The organism is Brevundimonas vesicularis (assembly GCF_027105095.1).
GTDB classification, from domain to species: Bacteria; Pseudomonadota; Alphaproteobacteria; order Caulobacterales; family Caulobacteraceae; genus Brevundimonas; species Brevundimonas vesicularis_E.
Genome location: NZ_CP114278.1, coordinates 196,416 through 221,423, shown reverse-complemented (window position 1 = coordinate 221,423; position 25,008 = coordinate 196,416). Strand labels below are relative to the sequence as shown.

The following is a 25,008-nucleotide window of genomic DNA, read 5'->3' as shown; positions in this document are numbered from 1 at the left end:
GGCCTGTGCGGTTAGCGCTGGACGACGACCAGTTCCGTGCGGCGGTTTTCAGCCAGTCCTCCGGCGGTGGCGTTGCTGTCGACCGGGTTGGTTTCCCCGCCTGAAAGCGCCTCGATACGGCGGGCATCCACGCCGGCTGCCGTCAGGGCGGAACGGACGATATCGGCCCGGGCCTGGGCGAGGGTTCGGTTCGCGGCGTCGGAGCCGCGCGCGTCCGCATAGCCGTACAGGCGGATCTTGGCATTCGGGTAGCGGCTCAGAACAGCGGCGACGGCCGCGATCTCGGGACGATCCTGGGGCCGAATGGTGCTGCTGCCGGTGTCGAAGTTGACGCGCTCGAACGCGAAAGTGCGCGGGGCGGCGTCCGAGCCAGCGAGGTAGGCGTCCAGCCCCGAAACCCCAACGGAAGCATTTGTGGCGGGCATGACCGGCGTCTCGGTCGTCGGAGCTACGGCGACGTCGTCAGTCGCTGCGGGATCCATGGCGGCGCGGTCGTCGCCACAGCGGGTCAGCATGAGTAGCAGCAGCAGGAGCACGACGGCTCCGATGATCCAGGGGAGGTATTTGCGCCAGGCCGGGGCCACTGGGGTCAGGCGAGTGTCGCGATCGCGGTTATCGGTCATGTCGAACTCGTCGTTAAATGGGGAAAAGAATGCGGCCGGCGATCTCGTCGATCGTCGGCCGCGGGTCTCACTGGGGCGGGGTCTTCGTGACCTTGTCGGCCCACGTCTGGGCCACCTTGCTGGCGGCGTCGCGCCCGCCGAGCCCGAAGGCTAGCGCTGCCGCCACCGCAGCCGCCCCCAGAATCAGGCCGAAGGCGAGAAGGACGATATCGTCGGCGATGCCCATGAAGCGAAGGCCCATGGCCGTCGCCAATGCGATCGTGGCCCAACGCACCAGGGTGGAGGCGAAGCCATCGGCGCCGCCCGTACCCTTGTTGATCAGGTTGGCGAAGACACCGCCGATCAGCACGCCGGCGGTGATAATGATCCCGCCGACGATGACATGTCCGGCCAGGGCCAGGATTTCCTGCAGCGTCACGGCGATCGTGCCGAACTGCAGAAGCTTGGCGGCCTCGACCGCCGTGAAGGCGACGATCGCCGCCATTGCGATCTTGCCCACGATGCTGGACGGCGTCATCGGCTTGGGCACATCACTACCTAGAGCCCTTGCGGTAGCCGGTGTCACGTCACCGGCATAGGGAGCCGCGGTCGGCTTCGGCGCGGCCGGCGCCTGAGTCGTGGCGGTCAGAGCCGTCAGGCTCGAGATGCTGCGATCGAACCCAGTCGCCGGCAGGATGCGTTCGATCAGCTGGGCGACCCAGCGACCGATGAACCAACCCACCGCCAAAACGATGGCAGCGGCGAGAACATGCGGGATCGCAGCCAAGACAGTCGACAGCACGGCAACCGCCGGAACCGTCAAAGACTCGATGCCCAGCTGCTCCAGCGCCGCGATCGTGATTGGGATCAGAATCAAGACGAACACCAGGGTGCCGATCGCGGTGCTGACGCCAGTCGAGCCCGTCGCCTTGGTCAGGCCGGCCTTCTCAAGCCAGCGATCCGCGTTGGCGGCCTGCAGTGCAGCCTCGACGACTCGCTTGGCCAAAGTCGCGACTACAAACCCAATGAAGAAGATCAGGACCGCGCCGAGGACGCTCGGAACGAAGGACGCGACCTGCGTTAACAGTGAGTTCAGGGGCGTGACGACCTGGCCCAGGTTCAGGACGCCGAGGGCGGCGACGACACCGAACAAGAGGATTAGCCAAAAGGCGACATCTCCCAGGCTGGCGCCGATCGAGTGCTTCGGGTTGTCACTGGTGCTCGCCTTGGCGGCGCCAGGAATACGATTGATCCCCTTCGCCAGGGCCCATTTCACGGCCTTGCCGATAAACCAAGCCGCGATGAGGATCAGCACAGCGCCGATCACCTTGGGCGCCCACTCATAGAGCAGCGCGTCCCATCCGATGAACTCGTAGTTTGTCGTTTGCATACATCCCTCAGGCCTGACGCTGATCGCGCGGGTTTCCAGTGGGCCTAACAAGATCGAGCCTGTTCTTGTTCCGGCGCTAACGAGAGGATTCGCCGGAACGGATGGTTGGCTCATCGCTAACGGGGCCGAAGCGGCTTTCCGAACGTCCGCACGACATCTAATCAACTCATCCAGCAGGAACATCCATGTCGACGCCAGAAGATCTGAAAGGCCTCTACACCGACGAGCTGAAAGACCTGTGGTCCGCCAACGACCAGATGCAGCGCGTGTTGAAGGAGATCGCCCCGAAAACCTCTGATCCTTCGCTAAGGCGCAGGACCCATTGATGTGAGGCGCGCGATCGGATTCAGGCTCCTGAGGAGTCTGGATATGAGCGATCTGTATTGGCTGACGGACGAGCAGATGGCTCGGCTGGAGCCCTTCTTCCCCAAGAGCCACGGCAAGCCGCGGGTGGATGACCGCCGGGTGCTGAGCGGGATCATCTTCGTCAACCGCAACGGCCTGCGCTGGCGAGATGCGCCGGCGGCCTACTGGCCGCACAAGACCCTCTACAACCGCTGGAAGCGATGGAGTGAGGCTGGCGTCTTCATCCGGATGATGGAAGGCCTGTCCGGGGCTCAGACCGAACGCCGCACGGTCATGATCGACGCGACCTATCTGAAGGCGCACCGCACGGCTTCGAGCCTGCGGGTAAAAAAGGGGGTCTCGGGCGACTGATCGGACGCACGAAAGGCGGCATGAACACCAAGCTTCACGCCGTGACCGATGCGAACGGAAGGCCCATCAGCCTCTTCATGACAGCGGGTCAGGTCAGCGACTACATCGGCGCTGCCGCTCTCCTGGACAGCCTGCCCCGCGCCCAGTGGCTTCTGGGAGACCGAGGCTACGACGCCGACTGGTTCCGGGACGCCTTGCAGGCCAAGGGGATCACGCCGTGCATCCCAGGCCGCAAAACCCGCACCGAACCCATCCGCTACGACAAGCGACGCTACAAGCGGCGAAACCGCATAGAAATCATGTTCGGACGCCTGAAAGACTGGCGGCGGGTCGCAACCCGCTACGATCGCTGCCCGAACGTCTTCCTGTCCGCCATAGCCCTCGCCGCTACCGTGCTGTTCTGGCTATGAGTCCTGAGCCTAGGGGCGCACCAGTGTGGACTGTTACAGAACGCATAGCGTAAGTTGCTGACCATAAGAAGGTTTTTACCAGACTACGAATCTGAGGGTCGGGCGTTCGAATCGCTCCGGGTGCGCCATCTTCCTAGAAAACTTAAGCCTGCCACGGCGTCGCGTCCCTTTGTCAACGCTGCGCGCCCTTTGCGGGCCATCGATGGTCCTTGGCGCCTTAGAACTGTTTGGACAGCGACACGAAGGTGCGCCAGCCCTTGTCGGGTTCGTTGTAGGGCGCGCGGGACAGGGGTTTGGCGAATTCGATACGCAGGGTGGTCTTGCGGTCGAAGGTGATGCGAGAGCCGAAACCGGCGGAAGACAGGCGTTCCGACCAATCCCGGCCGGGCATCTTGTTCCAGACCTTTGCGGTGTCGAAGAAGGCGAAGGCCTGGGCGAAGGAGATCAGGTCGCCCTTCGGGTCATAGCCGACCCGAGCCTCGATCATGCCGGCGACGGCCTTGTCGCCGCTGGTCTCGCCATAGTCATACGCCCGGCCATAGGTGGGACCGCCCACGAAGAACTCTTCGGAACTGAGCAGGGGATCGTCCGTCCACTGTCCCGCAGCCTCTACATAGACGCCGACGTATTTGCTCAGGTCCCGGTAGGCGCTGACCTGCGCGTTGACCTTCAGGAATTCGCCGGTCGCATCATAGCGGGTGTTCAGCGGCGAACGTTGGGTCGTGGCCCCGAAAGCGTCGAGCCCCTTGGACAATTGCAGCGAGCCGGCGACCCAGCCTGGGCTATAGCGACGTTGCGCCGCCACCGAGACGCGCGCCACGGTCAAGGTCTCGTCGGAGCGGCCGGTTGCGGCGTAGTTTTGTTCGACGCGGCGCACGTCCAGTCCGGCGTTCAGCCACAGGTTCTTGTCTCGCGACCGGATGAGGGGATGCGAAAGGGTGACGGAGGCCATGCGGCTGCTGCCGCCGATCCAGCCCGAGGCGTTCTGGATCGGCGCATCCGTCTCATAGCCCGAGACGCCGAAACGAAGGCGCCCCCCACCTGGCGCAACGACGGAGTAGGACGCATCGACATAGGTCAGTTCCTTGGGTCGCTCCGGAACGGTCAGGACGCCCAGCGTCATCTGATCGCCCGGCGTGAAGGTCGAGTTGCGGGCGCCGGACAAGTAGACCTGCCACGGGCCTTGGTTTTCGGAACCGCGATTGTCGACATAGGCGCCGGCGCTGCCCGAGGTCATTTGCGTCTCGACCACAAGCCGGTGTTGCGCCGGGTCGCCGATGACGGGTTCGATGCGACTGGTCAGCTTGATCCCCGGAACGTCGGACGCTAGCGACAGACGGCGATCCAGTTCGCCGATGGTCAGGGGGCGTTGGTTCACCAACGGCTTCAGGATCGGTTCGACCGCCCGGGCGCCCTCACCGGTCAGTTGCAGTTCCGATATATAGCCCTCGAACACCACGATGCGGGCGGCGCCGATCGTCGGATCGGTCTCGGCGACCACGGCGCGGGTCAGAAAATAGCCGTCGTTGCGATAGTGGGCCGTAATCGCATTCGCGGATTGCACCAAATCATCGACCGAGACGCGGCGCGCCAGCTGCTGGTCATAGGTGTCGGCCAGATCGGCGAGAGGATAGGCGCTGACACCCTGGATCAACATGCTGGTCAGAACAAGGCAACCGGCGCAGCCGCCGTCTGCTGAGGCGCTCGGCTCCGCATCGGCGCGAACCTGGCCCGCCGCCGCCACGGTCAGCAGCGCGACCATACCGAAGAGGATCGCCGCCGTCCTTAACCATGCAGTATTGAAAATGTGACGCACGCGGTTCTCCAACTAGGGAACGTCATCTACGCAATGGGGCTGAAAATCCTGTTAATATAGCGAGTTAAGAGCTTGGCAGGCATCGACTGCTATCACGGCGGTCAAGATATCATGTCAGGATTCTGTGATGGCTCATCGGTACGCGGTCTTCTTCGCCGTCCTCTTCTTCTTCGTGCGTTACCCCACTCAGGCGCTTGCTGATGAATGGCGGGTCCGGGAAGTCTCTGGCGTTGTTCGCGTGGCCATACCTGCGCGTCCCGTCGCGAACGGCTCGGTCGGGCTGGTATTACCGACGGGAACCAGCGTCACCACGGGCGGGAACGGCCGCGCGTTGATCACGAATGGGCAGCAACGGGTCGTGGTAGGACCGAACAGTCGCACCACCCTCGCGCCGGAAGCCGGAGGCATGACACGGGTCTTACAGGACCTGGGTTCGGCTCTTTTCCAGGTCGACCGACAACGCCAACCTCACTTCCGTGTCGAGACGCCGCTGCTGGCCGCCGTCGTCAAGGGGACGACGTTTACAGTGACCGTCGATCCCATGGGCGACCGTGTGCACGTGGCCGAAGGTCTTGTGGAAGTGCGCTCCAACAGCGGCAATGCGGTCAGCGACGTCGCAGCGGGCGCGACCGCCCTGGTCCCGCGCCAGCAACCGACCAGTGTCGAGGTTTCGGCGCCGGTTGCAGCCGTTCCCTCCGAAACAGCGCCGGTGGCGGCGCCGAGCCTCGATTATGAGACCCTGACCGACGGCTTGGTCCAGAACCCGCCGGCGACCACGCCCGCAGCGACCTCGACAACCGCCTCGACGGCCGTCACGCCAACCCCGTCTGCATCGCCTGCAAGCGGCGGCGCAGGCACATCCACAACGACCACCGCGACATCTAACGCACTCGGTGCAAGCGGATCGACGGCGCCATCCAACGGAAGCGCTATTGGAACGCCAGGCACGGTCGGAGCGCCCGGCGGCGGCAACGGCGCAGCCGTCGGTGCGGGCAACCCCAGCAACGGCAACCCTGGCTCCGGTAATCCCGGCAACGGAAACCCTGGCTCGGGCAACCCTGGTTCGGGCGACCCTGGAAACGGCAACCCTGGCGCCGGTGATGCGGGGAAGGGCAACCCCAATTCGGGCAACCCCGGCTCCGGTAATCCCGGTAACGGCAACCCCGGTTCGGGCAATCCTGGGAACGGCAACCCTGGCTCAGGCAATCCTGGAAACGGCAATCCCGGCTCCGGTGATCCGGGCAAGGGCGACCCTGGCTCAGGCAATCCCGGCAACGGCAATCCCGGTCCGGGCAATCCTGGAAACGGCAACCCTGGCGCCGGTAATCCGGGGAACGGCAACCCCGGCTCCGGCGATCCGGGCACGGGCAATCCCGGTTCGGGCAATCCTGGAAACGGCAATCCCGGCTCCGGTGATCCCGGCAACGGCAATCCAGGCTCGGGCGATCCGGGCAAGGGCGAACCTGGTTCGGGCAACCCTGGAAACGGCAACCCTGGCGCCGGTAATCCGGGCAACGGTAATCCCGGTTCGGGAAACCCAGGAAACGGCAATCCCGGCTCGGGCGATCCGGGCAAGGGCGAACCCGGTTCGGGCAACCCTGGCGCCGGTAATCCGGGCAACGGCAATCCCGGCTCCGGTGATCCCGGCAACGGCAATCCAGGCTCGGGCGATCCGGGCAAGGGCGAACCTGGTTCGGGCAACCCTGGAAACGGCAACCCTGGCGCCGGTAATCCGGGCAACGGTAATCCCGGTTCGGGAAACCCAGGAAACGGCAATCCCGGCTCGGGCGATCCGGGCAAGGGCGAACCCGGTTCGGGCAACCCTGGCGCCGGTAATCCGGGCAACGGCAATCCCGGTTCGGGAAACCCAGGAAACGGCAATCCCGGCTCCGGTAATCCGGGCAACGGCAATCCCGGTTCGGGCAACCCTGGAAACGGCAACCCTGGCGCCGGTAATCCGGGCAACGGTAATCCCGGTTCGGGAAACCCAGGAAACGGCAATCCCGGCTCCGGTAATCCGGGCAACGGCAATCCCGGTTCGGGCAACCCTGGAAACGGCAATCCCGGCTCCGGTAATCCGGGCAACGGCAACCCCGGTTCGGGAAACCCTGGCACCGGTAACCCGGGCAACGGCAACCCCGAAAAGCCTGGTGTTCCGAGCGTCCCCGGTGTTCCGAGCGTCCCCGGTGTTCCCGCTGTCCCGGGAGTTCCCAGCGTCCCTGGTATTCCCAGCGTCCCGGGAGTTCCCAGCGTCCCTGGTATTCCCAGCGTCCCTGGGATTCCCAGCACCCCCGGCATTCCCAGCGTCCCTGGTGTTCCTAGCTTCCCCGGCATGCCGGGTAACGGCAATCCCGGCTCCGGTGATCCGGGCAAGGGTGGTCCAGGGCCTCAGAAGCCGTGACCATGCGTGCTGATCTTGCTCGGCGTCGGCGTCAACTGTCGACGGTCATCTGGTGCGGATTGATCCTGCTGGCGACGGCTGTGGGCATGCTGGCGAACGCCTATCGGCCCATCGACGACGTCGTCGCCTCTGCGCGGTTCTCGATCCTGCCGAGGACCGCCAGCCAGACGCTGACGGTCGTGGAGATCGACTCCAGGAGCCTGACCGCCGCCAAAGCCTGGCCCTGGGATCGGCGGCGATATGCTCAAGCGATCGACAATCTGATGGCGGCAGGGGCGACCCTGGTGGCTGTAGACGTCGATTTCAGCGCGCCGTCGAATCCGGCCTCGGATCAGGCGCTGGCGGCTGCGGTGTCGCGTCACCCTGGTCAGGTGGCTCTGGCGACGTTCGAGCAGATGGAGTCGTACGGCGCCGGTGAGACGCGTAGATCAGGCAATCGTCCGATCGGGCCTTTGCTGAACGACGCTCTGCTCGCCTCGGTCAATGTTCCGGTCGATGCAGATGGACGTGTACGCCACTATGCCTACGGCGCTTCGGACGAGGCGCCGCCATCGGTGGCGGCCCTGCTGGCAGACGCTTCGGTACGTCAGGGCGCCTTCACCGTCGATTTTGGGATCAAGCAGAAGTCGATCCCGCATCTCAGTTTCGAGGACGTCTATCTCGGCCGCTTCGACCCTTCGCTCGTGCGGGGGAAACAGGTTCTGCTGGGCGCCACGGCGCTTGAACTGGGCGACGAGTTCGCCACGCCCGTCGGGCTCTTGCCCGGCGTCATCATTCACGCCCTCGCCTATGAAAGCATCGCTGACGGACGCGCCTTGATGAGCCTCAGCCCGCCGGCCCTGCTGATCCTTTGCGCCGTCCTTATGGCTGCGCTCCAGCCTGCCAGAAGCGGGGGAACTGCGCTGCGGCGGCTGGTCGTGCGCCATGTCGCGATCGCCGCCCTGATCATTGTCCTGCCGGTCCTGCTCCAGGCCTGGGCGCCAATCAACATCGATATCGCCGCCCTTCTCGGGACGCAGATTCTGATGGCGATCTGGGCGACGCGGGTCGAACTCTCCCGTCAGGCCCAGGCCATCATCCAGGCGCGTGAGGCGAGCCTGCTTCATCTGGCCATGCACGAGCCCGAGACGGGGCTTCCCAATCGCCGCGCCCTGTTGTCGGACATCGACGAGACGATCGCCAAAGCTGAACTCAGTGTCGCTGTGTTCGCCGTCGGCGTGGATCGTCATGCGGAGATGCGAGGGGTCGTTGGTTACGACGTCGCCAACACGCTGATGGTCCAGCTTGCCGCGCGTCTGGCCGAGCTCGCCGAGGTCGACTTGGTTGCGCAGATTTCGTCGTCGGTGCTCGCCTTTGCGCGCGCCGACCTGTCCGCCGATCAACAAGGCGACCTGGCCCGATCGCTTCGCGCCGTGGAGACGACCTTTGTCGTCGAGGGCCAGCCGCTGGATCTGTTCGTTCGCATCGGCAGCGCGTCTCAAGAGCCCGGCTCGGCCAGCGGCGACGCACTGATCGAGCGGGCGACGACGGCCCTCAATCAGGCCGATCTCTCGGAAGATCGTACGGTGCTTTATGACGAGGCGACCTTCGTCGATCCCGACAACAACCTCGCTCTGATGTCCGAGCTTCGCGACGCCCTGCGCGATAATGACGTCAGTCTGCATTACCAGCCCAAGCGCAAGACGTCGGACGGCACGACGGCGTCTGTCGAGGCGCTCTGCCGCTGGCATCATCCGGTTCGCGGCCGGATCGGGCCGGACCTGTTCATCCCCATCGCCGAACAGACGGGCCAGATCCGGGCTCTGACGGAGTGGAGCATCGTCAAGGCGATCGAGGATCAGGCCGCGCTGAGGGCCAACGGTGTTCATATAGCGATCGCCCTGAACGTCTCGGGACGTCTCCTCGTAGACGAGGCGTTCCGGACGCGCGCGCTTCAGTTGATCGAGGGCTGCGACGCCGATCTGATCTTCGAAATCACCGAAACCGCCGTCATCGAAAACCCGAAGATCGCGGCCCAGGCGATCGCGGCCTATCGAGCCGCCGGGGTAAGGATTTCGATCGACGACTACGGAGCAGGTCTGTCTTCGCTCAGCTATCTGAAGATGCTGAACGCCGACGAGTTGAAGATCGACCGATCCCTGATCCTCGATGTGGTCGAGAGCGCGCGCGATCGCCTGATCATCAAGTCAACGGTCGATCTGGCGCATGGGCTGGGGATGACCGTCGTCGCCGAAGGCGTCGAAACCGGGGAAGTCTTCGACACCTTGGCCGCCCTCGGATGCGATACGATCCAGGGCTATTGGGTCTCAAGGCCGCTGCCGTTCGACGATCTGATCACTTTCTTCGCAACATCTGGTGTGGAGGAAAGGCAGCTTCTGGTCGGGTAACGAGGTTGCCGGGATCAGCGATGACCCGTAGCTCATAACGGCCACACGAACGCTTAACCGCGCCCAATTTACAATCTATGCGAGCAATCGTGAGGTTGGCATGCGGACGTTCGGACCCATTGCTTCTGCAAGGCGACGCGGGCGCGAGGGCGTGGCGGCGGTGGAGTTTGCGTTGGTGGGGCCGATCCTGGTCCTGCTGCTGATCGGCATCGTCGTCTATGGCGGCTGGTTCTTGATGGCCCAGTCGGTTCAGGCCCTGGCGTCCGAGGGCGCGCGGGCGGCCATCGGGGGCCTGGATGCGGCGGAGCGTGACGGCTTGGCCCGGCGCGAGGTCAGCCACGCCGTTCAGGGCGTGGCGCTGAAGCCGGAACACACGACCATCGAGGTGACCGAGGATTCAGGACGTTTGCGGGTGGTCGTGGTCTATGACGCCAGCGACAGCCTGATCATGGCCCTGGGTGGGATGTTGCCTCGTCCGCCCTCCGTCATTCGGCGTTCTGCGGTCATCCATGTAGGCGACCCTTCATGACCGCCCGCCTGCCTCGTCTGTTGGTCAGGTTCGGCGCTGATCGTCGTGGGGCGGTGGCGGTGATCGCGGCCGTGGCGGGCGGTCTGTTGTGTCTGTTCACGGCGGCGGTGATCGATCTGGGAGTTCTGGTTCTGCACACGCGTCGCGTCCAGGGCGCGGCGGACCTGGCCGCCTTGTCGGCGGTGCGAAATCTGGCGCAGGCCGAGGGGAGCGTGGCCCAGGCGGCTCTGGCGACGGTCGAGGCCAATGTCGCGCCCGACGTCTCGGTCACTGTGGCGACGGCGCTGGGCGTCTATACGCCCGATCCGACCAAGGCGCGCAACGCCCGGTTCGCGCCGGGTGGGGCCACGCCGAACGCCGCGCGAGTGGAGGTCGCCAGTCGCGCGCCAATGTTCTTCACCCATCTGCTATTGGGGCGCGATCTGGTGCGCGTGACGCGCCGCGCCACCGCGACGATCGGGGGAGAAACGCCAAAGGCCATGATCTCCATCGGCTCGCGCTTGGCGCGGCTGGACGACGGCGTGGCCAACCAACTGATCGGCGGCCTGACCGGGTCCAAGGTGTCGCTAAGCGTCATGGACTATCGTCGTCTGATCGATCTGGACGTCAATCTACTAGGATACACCGACGCGCTGGCGACCGATATGGGCGTCCAGGCCGGCGACTATGACCGGCTCTTGGCGACTCAGGTCGACGCCGGCCGTGCGCTGAGGGTGCTGGAGCGGGTGGCGGGCGGCCAGGACGGCGGGGCGCTGGGCAAGCTGGCCTCGGCCTCGGTCGGGACCAAGGTCAGGCTGGGTGATCTGATCGGACTGGAGGCGCGCGCCCCGGACGGGATCCGCGAGGGGCTGGACGCCTCGGTCTCGGCCATGGATCTGGTCATGGCCATGCTGGAGGTCGGGGGCGGGGATGGGCAGGTCGCGCTGAATCTGGGCGTGCCGGCGGGGCTGGCCGATCTGAAGACCAGCCTGGCGATCGGCGAACGGCCTAATCGCTCGCCCTGGCTCACGGTGACGGCCGACGGCCAACCGATCATCCGCACAGCCCAGGCCCGTCTCTATGTGCGGGCCAGGACGGCGCAATCCCTGTCTGGTTTGGCGCGGGTTGAGCTGCCGGTTCTGATCGAACTGGCGGCGTCCGAGGCGCGGCTGACGTCGCTGTCCTGCGATCCGACGCGCGAGGTCGAGGTCGATGTAAGGCCGGGCGTCGCGCGCGCCTCGATCGGGGTGGTGGACGAGACCAGGCTGAGCGATTTCAAAGCCCCGCTGTCGCCGCAGCGCGCAACCCTGCTGTCGGTTGCGGGTCTGGTCAGCATTACCGGCAAGGCGGATGTCGAGGCGGCGGACGCCGGCTTCAGATCGCTGGGGTTCGACGCGGACGATATCGACAATCAGCGCGCCAAGACCATGGCCTCGCGCGGCTTCGCCAGCGGCGCGGTCGCCAGCCTGCTGGCGCGGCTGGACGTGGTCGTGAACGTGGTCGGCCTGGGTCTTGGCTTGGGAGATCTGACCAAGGCGCTAGGTCAGCTGCTGGAACCGCTGGGGCCCGTGCTGGACGGCGCGCTCAATCCCGTGCTGGACCTGTTGGGCCTGAAGTTGGGCGAGGCTGATGTGACGGTGCACGGCCTGTCCTGCCCGGACCGGGGGCGCGCCACGCCGCGTCTGGTCGGCTGACGGCCTTCGCCGGATCAGGCGCGGGCGGGCCGCAGACCTTCGGCAGAGGCCTGCTGCACGGCCGGACGCTTTTGACCGCCCGAAGCGATGATGCGGTCGATGCGGGCCTTTTCGGCACGGAAGGCGGTCAGGTCGGCGCCGGCCAATTCGGTGCCTTCCTGGGTGCGCACGCCGGCGGGATTGATCCGTTGACCGCCGCGCCATAGCTCATAATGCAGGTGCGGACCGGTCGAGGCGCCGGTGGAGCCGACATAGGCGACGATCTGACCCTGGCTGACCCGCTGGCCGGCGCGGATGCCCGAACCGTAGCGCGACAGGTGGCCGTAGCCGCTTTCCAGGCCGTTGTTGTGGCGGATGCGCAGCCAGTTGCCATAACCGCCCCAGCGGCGCGCCTCGACCACCACGCCGTCGGCGGGGGCCACGACCGGCGTGCCGGTTCCGGCGGCGAAGTCGATGCCCTGGTGCATCTTCTTGTAGCCCGAGATCGGGTGCGTGCGGAAACCAAAGCCCGAGGACACGCGGCGGAAGTTCTGCAGCGGCGTGCGCATCATGGCAGAGCGCAGGTTCTTGCCGTTCGAATCGAAGAACTGGGCCTCCTTCGCGCCGGCGGGCTTGAATCGATAGAAGGTCACGCCGCGCAGTTCGGCGTACATCAGGTCGCCCACGTCAACCGTGCGACCGGCCTCGGTCACTTCACGGTCGAAGACCATGGTGAACTCGTCGGTGGCGCGAATGTCGCGCTGCATGTCGAACTTGGTGGCGAACAGGCGGCTGGCCGAACGGACGATCGAGGCGGTGGCGCCCAGTTCACGCGCGCTAGCGGACAGGCTGCGCTCGACATCGCCCTTCAGGACGACCGTCTCGTGGGTGACCTTTTCTTCCAGCGAGCGCAGGCGCAGCGCGCCGTCGAAGCTGCGCGACACCGTCAGCTGCGACGCAGGGCCGGTGCGCATGGTCAGGCCGATCAGGCGAGCGTCGCCGCGGCCGTCGCGCGGCTTGGCGATGGCGGTCTCGAATTTCAGTCCGGCGCGCAGATCGGCCAGGTCAAAGGCGTTGGCGACGGTGGCGGCGACGGCGCTGGCTTCTTCGGGGGCGACGCCCGTGCGGCGCACGGCCTGCTCGAAGGTTTCGCCGCGACGAATCTGGACGTTGACGGCCTCGGGCGCGGTCAGGCCGGCGGGCGCATTGGCGGCGGCGAAGGCCTGGGCTTCCATGGCCGCCATCTGCGTCGAGGTCAGCGCGGGAACTTCTTCCGCCTGAGCGGGTTGATAGGCTCGACCGGCGAGCATCGCCACCGAGATTGCAGCTGCCGCCGTAAGCATGTGCGGCGCGAGCCGTGTCGGCTGGCGGCGTGGGTCGAACTGAGCCATCGGTCCCCGTCGTATTGCGACGCCTTCGGCGCCAAAGCTTTACTCGTTCTCGAAGATCGCGCCGTATCGCCCGTGGCGCGAAGGCGGTCCTATACCGTGCTTGTCTCATTTTGGAAAGCAGACCGTTACAAACGGTTAACGTGCGTCAGACAAAGCTCGACGGCGCAGGGATCCCGACCGGTCGATTCGCCGTTATCTGGCCCAGCTTGACCGGCAGGAAGCGGGCGGCGAAAGCCGACCGTCACGCTTTGATCTTGTGCTGAAGACAAGGATGACCAAGGTGGGCGGCCCGCTGTTTCAATCACGCGATCGATCCGTTTGACCGACACACCGTCCAAGCCCGAGCCAAAGCCAAAGCAGCAGGCTAAGACCCGTCGCGTCCTGCGCGCCGTCGCCGTTGGGGCTCTGATCCTGGCGCTGCTGGTCGGCGTCGTCGCGGCCCTGATCTATCTCAATCGCCGCGCGGTGGCGCGCAACGTCCTCGTCGGCTGGCTGGACCAGCGTGGGATCCCGGCCGATGTCGAGGTGGAGCGGATCGAAATCGACGGCTTCGTCGGTCGCATCCGCATCGGCGATCCCAACAATCCGGATGTCGTGGTCGAGCGGGCCGAGGTCGATTACGCCGTCGCCCTGCCGTGGTCCAGGTCGGGCCTGGGCGTGACCCCCAGCCGCATTCGTCTGGTGCGACCGGTCGTCCGGGCCAGCTGGAAGGGCGGAAAGCTGTCGTTCGGCTCGCTGGACCCGCTGATCAAGGAGTTCACGGGCGGGCCGCCGCGCCCGGATTCGCGCGGACCCGTTGTCATCGTCGAAGGCGGCCGCGGGCGGTTGAATACGGAATACGGGCCGGTCGATCTGCTGGCTGACGCCCGGATCGACGACGGCAAGCTGATGCGGCTGGCGGCGCGGCTGCCGAAGGCCGCGCTGAAGAGCGGCGACACGCAGGCCCAGGGCCTGTCCGGCCTTCTGGATCTGACCACGACCGGCGACCGGATGGCGATCAAGCTGTCGGCCGCCGCCGAGAGTTTCACGACACCGGTTGCGCGCGGGCAGGGGGCTGCGCTGACGCTGAGCGGCGATCTGCCCTATCCGGATCTGAAGACGCGGCGCGGCGACGGCCGGGCGGTTCTGGACGCCCGCCTGACCGGCGCACGCCTGGGAACCCCAACACTCAGCGCCCGCAGCGCCGATGTCGTCGCCCGGTTCGACGGCGTCGTCTCCGGCTGGATCGAAACCTTCCGGCTGGACGGCGAAGTCACGACCGCGCTGAAGGCGGCGGCCGTCGAGGGCGCCGACCTGCGCATCGCCGATGTCGCCGCGACGGCGACGCGCAGCAAGCTGACGGTGTCGCGCGACGACGCCGTGCGCTGGCGCATGCAGGGGCCGCTGGCCCTGACCGCCGGTTCGGGACGGACGGGTCAGACGACGATCGGCGGACTGTCGTTGAGCTCGCGCGACCTCGCGTTAGGCGGCAAGAACTCGGCCTTCGAGGCGACAGGGCCGTTGAGCGCGACCTTCGACCGTTTCGGTTTCGGCGACCTGGCGCTGAAGCGCGGTCGCGCCGATGTGGACCTGGACGTGGTCAGCGACGGCGGGCTTCAGATCGCGGCGAACGGATCGCTTCGCGCCGCGGACGGCGCCTGGCCACTGTTCGGCGCGGTCGGCCCCGACGACATCGCCGAGCTGGCCGAGATGAAGCGCGCGCTGGGACGCTTCGCCCTGAATGCGCCCGCCATCCGCTTCGCCACGGGCGCGGCCGGCACGACCGTCGCCCTGTCGCGTCCCGTGACCCTGACGCCCGCCAACGGCGGCGTCCTGACGGTGGCTCAGGGTCAGGGCGGCGCTTATCAGGCCGAGCCGGGACGGCTGGGCGGCGGGGCGCTGACCCTGACCGCCACGCGCGGCAAGGGCCTGCCGGAAATGTCCGTCGCGGTCCCGAACTGGCGCCTGACCGAAGGCGGGTTCGAAGCGACGCTGGACGGTCGCGCCCGACTGGATTTCGACCTGGCGCGCGGCATCGACGCCCGGACGCGCGGCGTCCTGGCCATGAACGCCGGCCGGCTGACCTATGCGACATCGGACTGCGTCGACCTGACCGTCGAGCGGCTGGAGCTGGACGAGAACGATGTCCACCAGGTCGCCGGCAAACTGTGTCCCCAGGGCGGTCCGCTGTTGACGTCCAAGGACGGCGTCTGGCGCGTCGCGGGTGGTTTCGCCCAGGTCTCGGCCCAGGCGCCCTTCCTCGGAATGCGGTTCGCCGACGCCTCGGGCCGTGTCACCGTCGACGGGACCAAGGCGGGCATCCGCTTGACCGCCGATGTGGCCGCCGCCCGCGTCATCGACGCCCTGACGCCCGAACGGTTCGAACCCCTGTTCGCCAAGGGTCGGGCGACCCTGACCAACGAACGCTGGAGCGGCGCCTTCGACCTGAAGGGCACGGGCGCGGCCGCCGCCTATGATCTCGGCCGCCTGACCCTGGCGCACGATGGGCGCATTGGCGCGGGCGGCATCGTCATCACCGCCCCGAACGTGGTCTTTTCCGAGCAGGGGCTTCAGCCGGCGATGCTCAGCCCCTTGGCCGCCAACTTCCTGCAGTCGCCGGTCGAGGGCGCCGTCAGCTTCGATGGGCGTTTCGACTGGACCAAGGACGCCGAACCGACCTCCAGCGGCCATCTGGTCACGCCGGGCCTGGATTTCGTCAGCCCGGTCGGGGCCGTGAAGGGCCTGCGCGGCGACATCGTCTTCAGCAGCCTGACACCCCTGATCACCGCCCCGAACCAGAAGCTGACGGCTGACAGCCTGGCCGTCGGCACCGCGGTCACGGCGCTGGATTTGACCTTTGCCATCACCGAAGAGGGCCTGCTGATCGACGGCGCCCAGGTCGTCGCCGGGGGCGGGACCGTTTCGGTCGAGCCCTTCACCGTCCCGCTGGACGCTGCGCAGCCCTACAGCGGCGTGATCGTGCTGGACCGGGTGCAGCTGGGCGATATCGTCGCCGACACCGGCTTTGACGACAAGGTTCAGCTGGACGCCGTCGTCTCGGGCCGCTTGCCCTTCATCATGGACCCCAAGCGCGGGCTCAAGATCACCGCCGGCAAGCTGGAGGCGGTCCAGCCGGGCCGCCTGTCGATCAAGCGGGACGTCCTGACCGACGTCGCCGCCAGCGGCGGGGGCGGCGAGGTGTCGGAAAACGTCGTCGAGGACCTGGCCTATCAGGCGATGGAAAATCTGTCCTTCGATCAGCTCAGCGCCGATGTGAACAGCCTGGACGGCGGCCGTCTGGCGGTCCTGTTCCACATCCGCGGCCGGCATGATCCGCCCAAGCGCCAAGAGCTTAGGCTGACGATCGGCGAACTGATCAGCCGCCAGTTCCTGAATCGCAAACTGCCGTTGCCGTCGAACACCCAGATCGATCTGACGCTGGACACGACCCTGAACGCCAACCAGCTGATCTCGGATCTGCTGGCCGTCAATCGCGCCCGCCAGGGTCAGCAGGAGGCGACGCTCCCGCCCGTCCCGGCGCCTGCCGATTGAACTTCACCATTCAGCGCGCGTTCATTGGACGGCGTGCTATTAGAGACATCACCCTCGGCCGAACCGGAGCCCATGTCATGATCCACAAGCGCCAACTGGCCGGCCTCGGTTTCGGAGCCGTCGTCGTCGCCCTCGCGGCCTGCGCCCCGACCATCCGTCTTGAGGTCGCGCCGATCCAGATCTACGCCAAGCTGGACGCCGATGTACGCGTTCGGCTGGACCAGGAGCTGCAGCAGCTGTTGCAGCAGAACCCCAACCTCTTCTGATTTCCCGCTTCTCTCTGAAAGGGACAGGCTGACATGACCTTCCGCAAACTCTTCGTCATCGGCGCCGCCGTTGCGGCTCTGGGCGTCGCGGGCGCCGCCCTCGCCCAGACCAGCGCCCAGAAGGCGCAGATCGACCAAGCCAAGGCCGCCGGCGCCGTGGGTGAGCAGGCCGACGGTTATCTGGGCTTCCGCACCCCGACCTCGGACGCCAGCCTGCGCGCCGCCGTGGACGCCACCAACTCCGGCCGCCGCGCCGCCTACGCCCGCAGCGCTGCAGAGGCCGGCACCTCGGCCGATGTCGCCGGGGCCCGGATGTTCGAGGCCCAGCTGCTGCCCCGCATCGCGTCGGGTCAATGGTACCGCAACGCCCAGGGCCAGTGGGTCCAGCGCTAGGATCACGCTTTTCCCACCCCTCGGGCGATATCCCGGGGGGTGTTTGTATCTCGGCGAGCAGTCGGCTGCTTCAGGCGGCGGCGCGTCGATCCACCAGCGCCGGCAGCAACAGCCCTTCGGCCAGCGCCCTGACCACCGGCACGGCCACCGCATCGCCCATCAGCTTCAGCGCGGCGCTTTCGCTCGACGGCAACTGATAGTCGTCCGACACGCCCATCAGCCGCGCGGCCTCGCGCCCGGTCAGACGCCGAACCCGCGCCCGGCCTTGATCGCACACCACCACATATTGGCGCGACGAGCCGCCGGCCGGCGTGCGCAGGCATCCGGCCAGGCCATCGAACCGGATTTCGAGCCGCTGAACCTTATGGCCGTTCTCGATCCGCACTCGGCGATAGGCGGCGCCGACGCAACGCTGGCCAGACGCCAGGGCCGACGCGATCCGGGCGCGGTGCAGCGGCGCGGCCAGGGCCAGGATGGCGTCCGCATCATCCAGCCAATTGACGGCGTCGTCCGGCTCCAGAATGGCCGCCAGGTCCAGATTGCGCTGCGACGGCGCAGGCAGCGACCACCAGGCCCAGGCCGTCTTCACCACCTCGGGCAGGCGCGCGTGCGCGGCGATGAGACGCGCTGAATGGAAGGGCTGGGTCGGACCCGCCGCGCGCGGCGCCTCGTCCTGAATGGCCACCACGAACAGACGCGGCCGCGACTGGGGCAGCCAGTGGGCGGCGTCTATCTCCAGCGCGCCGACCGTATAGCCCGCCTCGACCATCGCCGTGCAGACGGCCGCGAAATCCCGACCCATTTCGGTTCTTGGCCCGGAAGTCAGCAGGCCAATGACATTCTCCAGCACGATCACGCGCGGGCTGGGTCCCTCGGCCGCGAGGCCCTGCATCAGCCGCCAAAAGCCCCAGAAGGCGCCCGACCGCCCGGCCTCCAGCCCGCCGCGCGCGCCCGCCAGGCTGACGTCCTGACAGGGCGACGAAGCCCAGGCCAGGTCCGGCCGTCCCGGCAGATCGTCGACGGTCAGGCTCCAGACATCGCCCTGACGAAACGGGGTATGCGGATGATTGGCCGTGAAGGCGCGCGCCTTGGCCCCGTCCATGTCGTTGGCGAAGACGGTGTCGATGCCGGCGGCGGACAGTCCCAGCCCCGCCAGGCCGCCCCCGGCGAAGAACTCGAATGCGGTGGGGCGAATCGACATGGAACCAGCATAACCCAGCCGCGCCCCTTGACCGAGGCCGGCGGGGACCTCACCTGCGCCCGAACCAAAAGGAGCCGTCATGCGCCTCATTCCGCTCGCCGCCGCCTCGTTCGCCATCGCCGTTGCTGGCCTCTCGCTCAGCGCCTGTTACGACCGCGAAGATTCCAAGCCCAAGGCGGCCCCGCAGCCCCAGGCCGCCGTCACCCTGGGCGGGGTCGATCTGGGCCAGCCGGTGCGGGCGCTGGGGACGGAACCCTTCTGGGGCGTGGAGATCACGCCGGACGCCCTGATCTACACCCGCGTCGATCAGCCGACCCAGCGCGCGCCGAACCATGGCGCGACGGTCCAGGGCACTGTCGCGACCTTCGCCAGCTCGACCAATCTGAACAAGGCGCTGAACGTCGTGCTGATCGCCACCGAATGTTCGGACGGCATGAGCGACCGCACCTATCCGCTGACGGCCAAGGTCGAGATCGGCGACGACGAGCTGACCGGCTGCGCGGCGCCTGCGTCGATGCTGACCACCCAGCCCGCCCCCTGAAGCGTCACCACCATTCGGCGTCGCGCAGCATCCGGGCGTAGCGGCGGCTGACGGGCGCCGACAGACCGCCGTCCAGCGTCAGGGTCGCGCGGCCGTCGCCGCGTTCGACGGCGCGCACCGCCTCGCGCGCCACCCACCAGCTGCGGTGCGTCTGGGCGCCCTCCAGCCCCTCCAGCTCTTCCACCGCGTCCGACAGCCGCATCAGTATCAGGTCCGATCCCCGGTCGGTGTGGATGCGCAGATAGTGGTCCTCGGCCTGCACCGCCCGGATCGTCGCGCCTTTCAGCTTCATGGGCAGACGGTCCAGAAACCGAACCGGGCGAGCCGCTGTCTCGGGCGGCGCCGCATGGGTCTGGACCGGCATGGCCCGACCCAGAAAGACGTTCAACGTCGTCACCGCCGCCGTGATGATCACGACGGGCACGACCAGTTGCGGCAGCACGCCCAGCGGATAGAGCCTCTGGGCGAAGAACAGGCCCGTCGCCGCCCAGACGATGACGCACAGCGGCCCGGTGATCACGACCACCATGACCGCGATGCTCAGCCACGGCCGCTCATCCGAATCCACAAACCGGCTGACCACGAGGCCGCACAGATGGCCCCACAGTCCGCCCAACACCATGACCAGAACCCAATAGACGAGACGCAGGGGCAACGACGCGCCTGCGCTGCCGAAAGCGCCGGTGACCGCTAGGAACACGCCCCCGAGCGCGGCCACAATGAGCCCGCGCAGAAAGGTGCGGCGGCGGTCGGCGGCAGGGGACGTCATGGCGGCTTTCGGCATCTGTAGGTCGGGCCTTGAGACCATGATTTTCGGCCGGGCGAAAGCCGGGTGCGCGCCGGCCCTGGCGTGAACGATCAGCCTTGGCGCGCTGACAGACCCGCCACGGCCCGGAAGCCGGCGGCGGCAAACCGGACCATATAGTCGCCCGCCGTCTCCAGATCGCCCGATCGCGCCCGCCCGTTCGACAGCCGGTCAAGACGGCCCGTCTCGCCCAGGGTCAGGGTCAGGGCGCCCGACAGATTGTGATAGCCCCAGTACAGATCGACCTCGCTGGCGTCGGGCAGCACCTTGGCGATCAGCTCGATCAGCCGGTGGATGGCCGGGTCGAAATAGCGCGCCATCGTCTCGCCGCCGAAGCTGGGGTTGGCGTTGGTCTGGGCGACCAGGGCGGAATAGTGTTTCCAGCCCGGCCCGCCCTTCAGCGACCATTCGAACGGCGGCCGCAGGAAGGCCTCCAACAGGCCCTCCAGCGTCATGTCGTCACCCGCCGTCTCGGCATAGCGGTCGATGGCGGCGACGCGGTCGTCGTTCCAGACCTCGGCCCGGCGCAGGAAGACGGCGTCGAACAGCTCGCGCTTGGCCCCGAAATAGTAGTGTACCAGGGCCGTATCGACGCCGGCCTCGCGCGCCACCTCGCGGATGGTGACGCCATAGAAGCCATGTTTGGAAAACAGGTCCTCGGCCGCATCCAGGATCAGGTCGCGCGTCTCGCCCGCCGCCTTGGCCTCGGTCTTGGGCGGGCGGCCGCGCCGCGCCGGTGCAGCGCCCGCCGCCTTGCGGCGCGCGGCGGCGACGGGGCGGGGAAGGGGGGCGGCGGCGTCCGGCTTGCTCATCCGGCAAGGCTAGGCGCACGACTGCGACGGTGCAACGGCGCCACGGTCGACGATCCAAGTGACGCTGCGTCAGTCCAGTGTTTGACAGACGGCCGAAACCGGGTAGGTTCCGTGAAAATCATTGAACGCTGAATAAAAGCGTCCATCGGGCTGGAAACGACAAAGGGGTCTAGGATCATGAACCGTCATGTGAAGTGCGCGCTGCTGGCCGGCGCGGCGTGGGGCGTGCTTGCGGGGGCCACGGTCGCCCAGGACGCGGAGGCGACCGCTCAGGCCGCGAACGCGCAGGACGCCGCCACCGTCGACGACATCGTCGTCACCGCGCGCCGCCGCGCGGAAAGCCTGCAGGATGTGCCGGTCGCCGTGACCGCCGTCAGCGGCGAACAGCTTGAGGCGCGCGGCGCTCTGGACATCACCGAACTGGCGCGCTCGACGCCCAGCCTGACGCTGAACGCCGCGCGGGGCTCGAACTCGACCCTGATCTCCTTCATTCGCGGCGTGGGCCAGCAGGATCCGCTGTGGGGCTTCGATCCCGGCGTCGGCCTGTATATCGACGACGTCTATGTCGCCCGTCCGCAGGCCGCCGTTCTGGACATCTTCGACGTGGAGCGGGTCGAGGTGCTGCGCGGTCCGCAAGGCACGCTTTACGGCCGCAACACCATCGGCGGCGCCATCAAATACGTCACCAGCCGCATCAATGCCGACGAGCCCGAGGGACGCCTGCGCGCCTCCTACGGCAGCTATAACCAGCGCGACGTGATCGCCAGCGCTCAGCTGCCCTTCAGCGACGAGTTCAAGGTCTCGGCCGCCCTGGCCCGCTATCTGCGCGACGGCTACGGCAAGAACCTGAACACAGGCAATGAACACTACAACAAGGACGTCACCGCATTCCGCGCCAGCGCGGAATGGAGCCCGACCGAAAGTCTGTTCTTCCGTTTGGCCGGTGATCTGGTGAACGACGATTCCAACGCGCGCCACGGTCACCGCGAAGTCGCTCCGTCGCCCGCTGACGTCTATGACACCAACGCCGGCGCCGGCGACAAGAATCGCGTCCAGACGCGCGGCGTGTCGCTGACCGGCGAGTGGGAGATGAGCGACATGTTCACCTTCAAGTCGATCACCGCCTATCGTGAAGGCCTGACGCGCGGCAACATCGACTTCGACAACCTGCCCCAGCCCATCCTCGACATCCCGGCCGCCTATGATGACGACCAGTTCAGCCAGGAGTTCCAGGTTCTGGTCAGCGCGGGCCGCCTGAACGGCGTCGCCGGCGTCTTCTACATGGACGCCAACGCCTCGGGCGCGTTCGACACCGTCGTGGGTCTGGCCAATCTGACGACCCTGACCTCGGGTTCTGTGGCGACCAAGAGCTACGCCGCCTTCGCCGACTTCTCCTATGATGTCACCGACGCCCTGTCGGTCTCGGTCGGCGGTCGCGTCACCAAGGACGAGAAGGAAGGCACCGTCTTCCGTCAGCGTTACTTGGGTATCCGCAGCCCCTATTTCGGCAATGCGACCGCCGTGCCGTTCTTGGGCGAGGCTCCGCGCACCAACTACACCCGCACGCGCGAGTTCGAGAAGTTCACGCCGCGCGTCTCGGTCAACTACAAGTTCGGCCCCGATCTTACGGCCTATGCCTCGTGGGGCGAGGGCTTCAAGTCGGGCGGTTTCGACATGCGCGGCGATGCGGTCCTGTATCCCGCCACCGTCAACGGCTATGCGCCGGAAACGGTCGAGACCTACGAAGTCGGCCTGAAGGGGTCGCTGCTGGATCGTCGCCTGACCTTCGCCACCGCGATCTTCGATTCCAGCTACGAGAACCAGCAGATCACGACCCAGTATCCGGCCGGCGCGACGATCGCCTCGGTGGTGGACAATGTCGGCTCGTCCTCGATCCGCGGTTGGGAGTTCGAAGGCCGCGTGCGCGCTACCGACGCTCTGACGTTCAATGCCTCGCTGAGCTACATCGACGCCAAGTTCGACCAGTTCCTGGCCTACATTCCGACCGGCCCGCTGAACACGACCTGCCCCACAGCGGTCGGCTGCTTCGTCGATGTGTCGTCGCAGCGCGATTTCCAGAACACGCCGGAATGGACCGGATCGATCTCGGCCAACTACAATTGGGTCATGGAGAACGGTTCGTCGATCGCCTTCATTCCGTCGGTCGCCTATCGCGGCGCCTATCAGCAGTTCGAGACGCCCGCGCCGCTGCTCGATCAGGACGCCTACTGGATGTATGACGCCAGCATCGTCTGGACCTCGTCCGACGACCGTCTGACCTTCGGCGTCCACGGCAAGAACCTGGGCGATGAGCGCTATCGCGTCGGCGGCTACACCTTCCCCGGCGCCCTGACTGGCGACTCGATCATCGGCTTCTACGGCCCGCCGCGCACCGTGACGGCGACCCTGGGTCTGAAGTTCTGATCCACATCCATAACGCCTGACGACGAGGGGCGGCGGTCTCCGGGCCGCCGCCCTTTTCGCTTTGTCGGACCTATTTTGCACAGGCCGGACTTGCGGCTAGGCTCGCCGCAACGAACAACAAGACGCCGAGGGGAAACGCCGATGACGACGGAGACGCTGACGGTCCAGGAGGCGCGGCCCGAGCGGCCTGAGCGGCCTGGCTATCGCTACTATGTGCTGGCGGTTCTGATCCTGATCTACATGCTGAATTTCCTGGATCGCCAGATCATCGGCATCCTGGCCGCGCCGCTGAAGGAAGAGTTCGGCATGTCCGACAGCCAGTTCGGCCTGTTGGGCGGCATCGCCTTCGCCTCGGTATATTCGACGCTGGCCATACCCCTGGCCTGGCTGGCGGATCGGTTCAGCCGGGTCTGGATCATGACCGGCGCGCTCGCCGTCTGGTCTGGCTTTACCGCCCTGTGCGGCATGGCCGGGTCGTTCGGCCAGCTGTTCCTGTGCCGAATGGGCGTGGGCATCGGCGAGGCGGGCGGCGTGGCCCCGGCCTATTCGCTGATCGCCGACTACTTCCCGCCGCATCAGCGCGCGCGGGCCATGGCGGCCTTCGCCTTCGGCATTCCGCTGGGCATGGCGGCGGGCACCCTGGTCGGCGGCCTGCTGGCTGCGACCTACGGCTGGCGAACCGCCTTCATCGTGGTCGGCCTGCTGGGCGTGCTGGTCGCCCCGCTGCTGCGTCTCACGGTGCGCGATCCCAGGCGCGGCGGAACCGACGCCATCAAGACCGAAGCCCAGGTCGCGGCCCTGGCCGCCGCCCCCGTCGGCACGGACCGGGCCGGCAAGATCGCCGCCCAGATCATGCTGGGTCTCGGCGCCGGCCTGCTGATCCTCGGCGCCTTGAGCTGGCTGATGGGCATGTCGCTCGGCAATCCGCTGGTGCTGGCGTTCGGCGGCCTGCTGGCGGTGGTGATCGGCGTTTCGCTGATGATCGCGCGGCGCACCGCCTCGGTAGTGATCAAGAAGCCCAGCTTCTGGCTCCTGGGCCTGGGCGCCGCCTCGTCGTCGGTGTGCGGGTATGGCGTCGCCGGCTGGCTGCCGTTGTTTTTCATGCGCAGTTTCGACCTGACCTTGAAACAGACCAGCATCTACTATTCCGGCATCGCCCTGATCGGCGGCATCCTGGGCATCTGGCTGGGCGGCATGATCGCCGACAAGCTGTCCAAGAAGGGCAAGGGCGCCTATCCGCTGACGCCCGCCGTCGCCTTCCTGATCTCGGCGCCGTGCTTCATCCTGGCGATGAACTCGCCCTGGCTGATCGGCCTGGTTCTGCCCGGCGGCGGCAGTCACGTTCAGCAGCTGACCCTGGCCTTCCTGATCTTCCTGTTGCCGACCGGATTGAACCTGGCCTGGCTGGGTCCGATCACGGCGGCGGTCCAGCATCTGGTGCCGGCGGCCATGCGCTCGACGGCCTCGGCCCTGTTCCTGCTGCTGAACAATCTGCTCGGGATCGCGGTCGGCTTCTATTATTTCGGCTGGATGAGCGACCTGCTGGCCCCGCGCTTCGGCGAGGAAAGCCTGCGCTGGGCCATCTACACGGGTATGGGCTTCTATGTGCTGGCCGCGATCCTGCTGATCGGGGCGTCGCGCACCCTCAAGAAGGACTGGGTCGACTAAAGGGGGCCTGTGGACGGTTGCACCTGCGAAGGGGTGGGGCCTATAAGCCCCGCAACTCTCCCAGCAGCGGTT

General features: G+C 66.9%; 19 protein-coding genes and 1 tRNA gene. 13 read left to right on the top strand and 7 right to left on the bottom strand.

The genetic code is table 11. The annotated features are described in order from the left end of the window. Nucleotides 1-11 precede the first annotated feature (11 nt). Together O2K97_RS01060 and O2K97_RS01055 are read right to left on the bottom strand one after the other, a co-directional pair. Nucleotides 12-623 (bottom strand): OmpA family protein, encoded by a 612-nt coding sequence (locus tag O2K97_RS01060; protein ID WP_017506860.1) that lies wholly within the window; start codon nucleotides 621-623, stop codon nucleotides 12-14. Nucleotides 624-690: 67 nt separating this feature from the next. Next, nucleotides 691-2,175 carry a mechanosensitive ion channel gene (locus tag O2K97_RS01055; protein ID WP_269220119.1) on the bottom strand — a complete coding sequence of 495 codons (1,485 nt, stop codon included), beginning with the start codon at nucleotides 2,173-2,175 and terminating at the stop codon, nucleotides 691-693. Nucleotides 2,176-2,177: 2 nt separating this feature from the next. Between O2K97_RS01055 and O2K97_RS01050 the strand changes: the two genes are divergently transcribed. The 3 genes from O2K97_RS01050 (at nucleotide 2,178) to O2K97_RS01040 (ending at nucleotide 3,247) form a co-directional block, all read left to right on the top strand. Then, entirely contained in the window at nucleotides 2,178-2,318 is a 141-nt protein-coding gene (locus tag O2K97_RS01050) for a DUF892 family protein (protein WP_017506858.1), read from the top strand. Between the two features lie 43 nt (nucleotides 2,319-2,361). Then, a protein-coding gene (locus tag O2K97_RS01045) for an IS5 family transposase (protein WP_269220118.1) occupies nucleotides 2,362-3,119 on the top strand; the annotation gives its coding sequence in 2 pieces (ribosomal slippage) (nucleotides 2,362-2,683 and nucleotides 2,683-3,119; 759 coding nt in all). Nucleotides 3,120-3,168: 49 nt separating this feature from the next. After that, a tRNA-OTHER gene (locus tag O2K97_RS01040) sits at nucleotides 3,169-3,247 on the top strand. A gap of 89 nt (nucleotides 3,248-3,336) precedes the next feature. On the opposite strand, the gene O2K97_RS01035 is transcribed toward O2K97_RS01040, so the two are convergent. Continuing rightward, entirely contained in the window at nucleotides 3,337-4,935 is a 1,599-nt protein-coding gene (locus O2K97_RS01035) for a ShlB/FhaC/HecB family hemolysin secretion/activation protein (protein WP_269220117.1), read from the bottom strand. A 127-nt stretch (nucleotides 4,936-5,062) separates the two neighbouring features. On the opposite strand from O2K97_RS01035, the gene O2K97_RS01030 reads away from it, so the two are divergent. The 4 genes from O2K97_RS01030 to O2K97_RS01015 all read left to right on the top strand — a co-directional run bounded on the left by O2K97_RS01030 (nucleotide 5,063) and on the right by O2K97_RS01015 (nucleotide 11,925). Further along, nucleotides 5,063-7,336 carry a FecR domain-containing protein gene (locus O2K97_RS01030; RefSeq protein WP_269220116.1) on the top strand — a complete coding sequence of 758 codons (2,274 nt, stop codon included), beginning with the start codon at nucleotides 5,063-5,065 and terminating at the stop codon, nucleotides 7,334-7,336. 2 nt (nucleotides 7,337-7,338) lie between these two features. Continuing rightward, nucleotides 7,339-9,723 carry a putative bifunctional diguanylate cyclase/phosphodiesterase gene (locus tag O2K97_RS01025; protein WP_269220115.1) on the top strand — a complete coding sequence of 795 codons (2,385 nt, stop codon included), beginning with the start codon at nucleotides 7,339-7,341 and terminating at the stop codon, nucleotides 9,721-9,723. Between the two features lie 100 nt (nucleotides 9,724-9,823). Continuing rightward, entirely contained in the window at nucleotides 9,824-10,252 is a 429-nt protein-coding gene (locus O2K97_RS01020; protein ID WP_269220114.1) for a TadE/TadG family type IV pilus assembly protein, read from the top strand. Then, complete coding sequence (locus O2K97_RS01015; protein WP_269220113.1) at nucleotides 10,249-11,925, top strand: TadG family pilus assembly protein; 1,677 nt, start codon at nucleotides 10,249-10,251, stop codon at nucleotides 11,923-11,925. Before O2K97_RS01020 ends, O2K97_RS01015 begins: the two co-directional genes overlap by 4 nt. Nucleotides 11,926-11,939: 14 nt before the next feature. Here the strand turns inward: O2K97_RS01015 and O2K97_RS01010 are convergent, their stop codons facing one another. Continuing rightward, entirely contained in the window at nucleotides 11,940-13,295 is a 1,356-nt protein-coding gene (locus tag O2K97_RS01010) for a M23 family metallopeptidase (protein ID WP_269220112.1), read from the bottom strand. A gap of 318 nt (nucleotides 13,296-13,613) precedes the next feature. Here O2K97_RS01010 and O2K97_RS01005 point away from each other — a divergent pair, with 318 nt between their 5' ends. The 3 genes from O2K97_RS01005 to O2K97_RS00995 all read left to right on the top strand — a co-directional run bounded on the left by O2K97_RS01005 (nucleotide 13,614) and on the right by O2K97_RS00995 (nucleotide 17,485). Continuing rightward, on the top strand, nucleotides 13,614-16,826 hold the full coding sequence (locus O2K97_RS01005) for an intermembrane phospholipid transport protein YdbH family protein (protein ID WP_269220111.1): 3,213 nt from the start codon (nucleotides 13,614-13,616) through the stop codon (nucleotides 16,824-16,826). Between the two features lie 77 nt (nucleotides 16,827-16,903). Further along, the gene (locus tag O2K97_RS01000; RefSeq protein ID WP_055754620.1) at nucleotides 16,904-17,092 is read left to right on the top strand and encodes a YnbE family lipoprotein; all 189 of its coding nucleotides are present in this window, start codon (nucleotides 16,904-16,906) and stop codon (nucleotides 17,090-17,092) included. A 33-nt stretch (nucleotides 17,093-17,125) separates the two neighbouring features. After that, nucleotides 17,126-17,485, top strand: coding sequence for a DUF1318 domain-containing protein (locus O2K97_RS00995; protein ID WP_269220110.1), 360 nt, complete (start codon nucleotides 17,126-17,128; stop codon nucleotides 17,483-17,485). A 70-nt stretch (nucleotides 17,486-17,555) separates the two neighbouring features. Here O2K97_RS00995 and O2K97_RS00990 read toward each other — a convergent pair whose 3' ends face one another. Next, nucleotides 17,556-18,686 carry a DNA cytosine methyltransferase gene (locus O2K97_RS00990; protein WP_269220109.1) on the bottom strand — a complete coding sequence of 377 codons (1,131 nt, stop codon included), beginning with the start codon at nucleotides 18,684-18,686 and terminating at the stop codon, nucleotides 17,556-17,558. Between the two features lie 79 nt (nucleotides 18,687-18,765). Here O2K97_RS00990 and O2K97_RS00985 point away from each other — a divergent pair, with 79 nt between their 5' ends. Next, nucleotides 18,766-19,227, top strand: a complete 462-nt coding sequence (locus O2K97_RS00985) for a COG3650 family protein (protein ID WP_269220108.1) — start codon at nucleotides 18,766-18,768, stop codon at nucleotides 19,225-19,227. A 4-nt stretch (nucleotides 19,228-19,231) separates the two neighbouring features. Here O2K97_RS00985 and O2K97_RS00980 read toward each other — a convergent pair whose 3' ends face one another. Both O2K97_RS00980 and O2K97_RS00975 read right to left on the bottom strand, forming a co-directional pair. After that, nucleotides 19,232-19,996 carry a LytTR family DNA-binding domain-containing protein gene (locus tag O2K97_RS00980; protein WP_269220107.1) on the bottom strand — a complete coding sequence of 255 codons (765 nt, stop codon included), beginning with the start codon at nucleotides 19,994-19,996 and terminating at the stop codon, nucleotides 19,232-19,234. A gap of 89 nt (nucleotides 19,997-20,085) precedes the next feature. Beyond that, nucleotides 20,086-20,844: a TetR/AcrR family transcriptional regulator gene (locus tag O2K97_RS00975; RefSeq protein ID WP_269220106.1), complete on the bottom strand. Its 759-nt coding sequence runs from the start codon at nucleotides 20,842-20,844 to the stop codon at nucleotides 20,086-20,088. Nucleotides 20,845-21,021: 177 nt separating this feature from the next. Here O2K97_RS00975 and O2K97_RS00970 point away from each other — a divergent pair, with 177 nt between their 5' ends. Beyond that, entirely contained in the window at nucleotides 21,022-23,268 is a 2,247-nt protein-coding gene (locus O2K97_RS00970; RefSeq protein ID WP_269220105.1) for a TonB-dependent receptor, read from the top strand. A gap of 141 nt (nucleotides 23,269-23,409) precedes the next feature. Then, nucleotides 23,410-24,936 carry a spinster family MFS transporter gene (locus O2K97_RS00965; RefSeq protein WP_269220104.1) on the top strand — a complete coding sequence of 509 codons (1,527 nt, stop codon included), beginning with the start codon at nucleotides 23,410-23,412 and terminating at the stop codon, nucleotides 24,934-24,936. Nucleotides 24,937-25,008 lie beyond the last annotated feature (72 nt).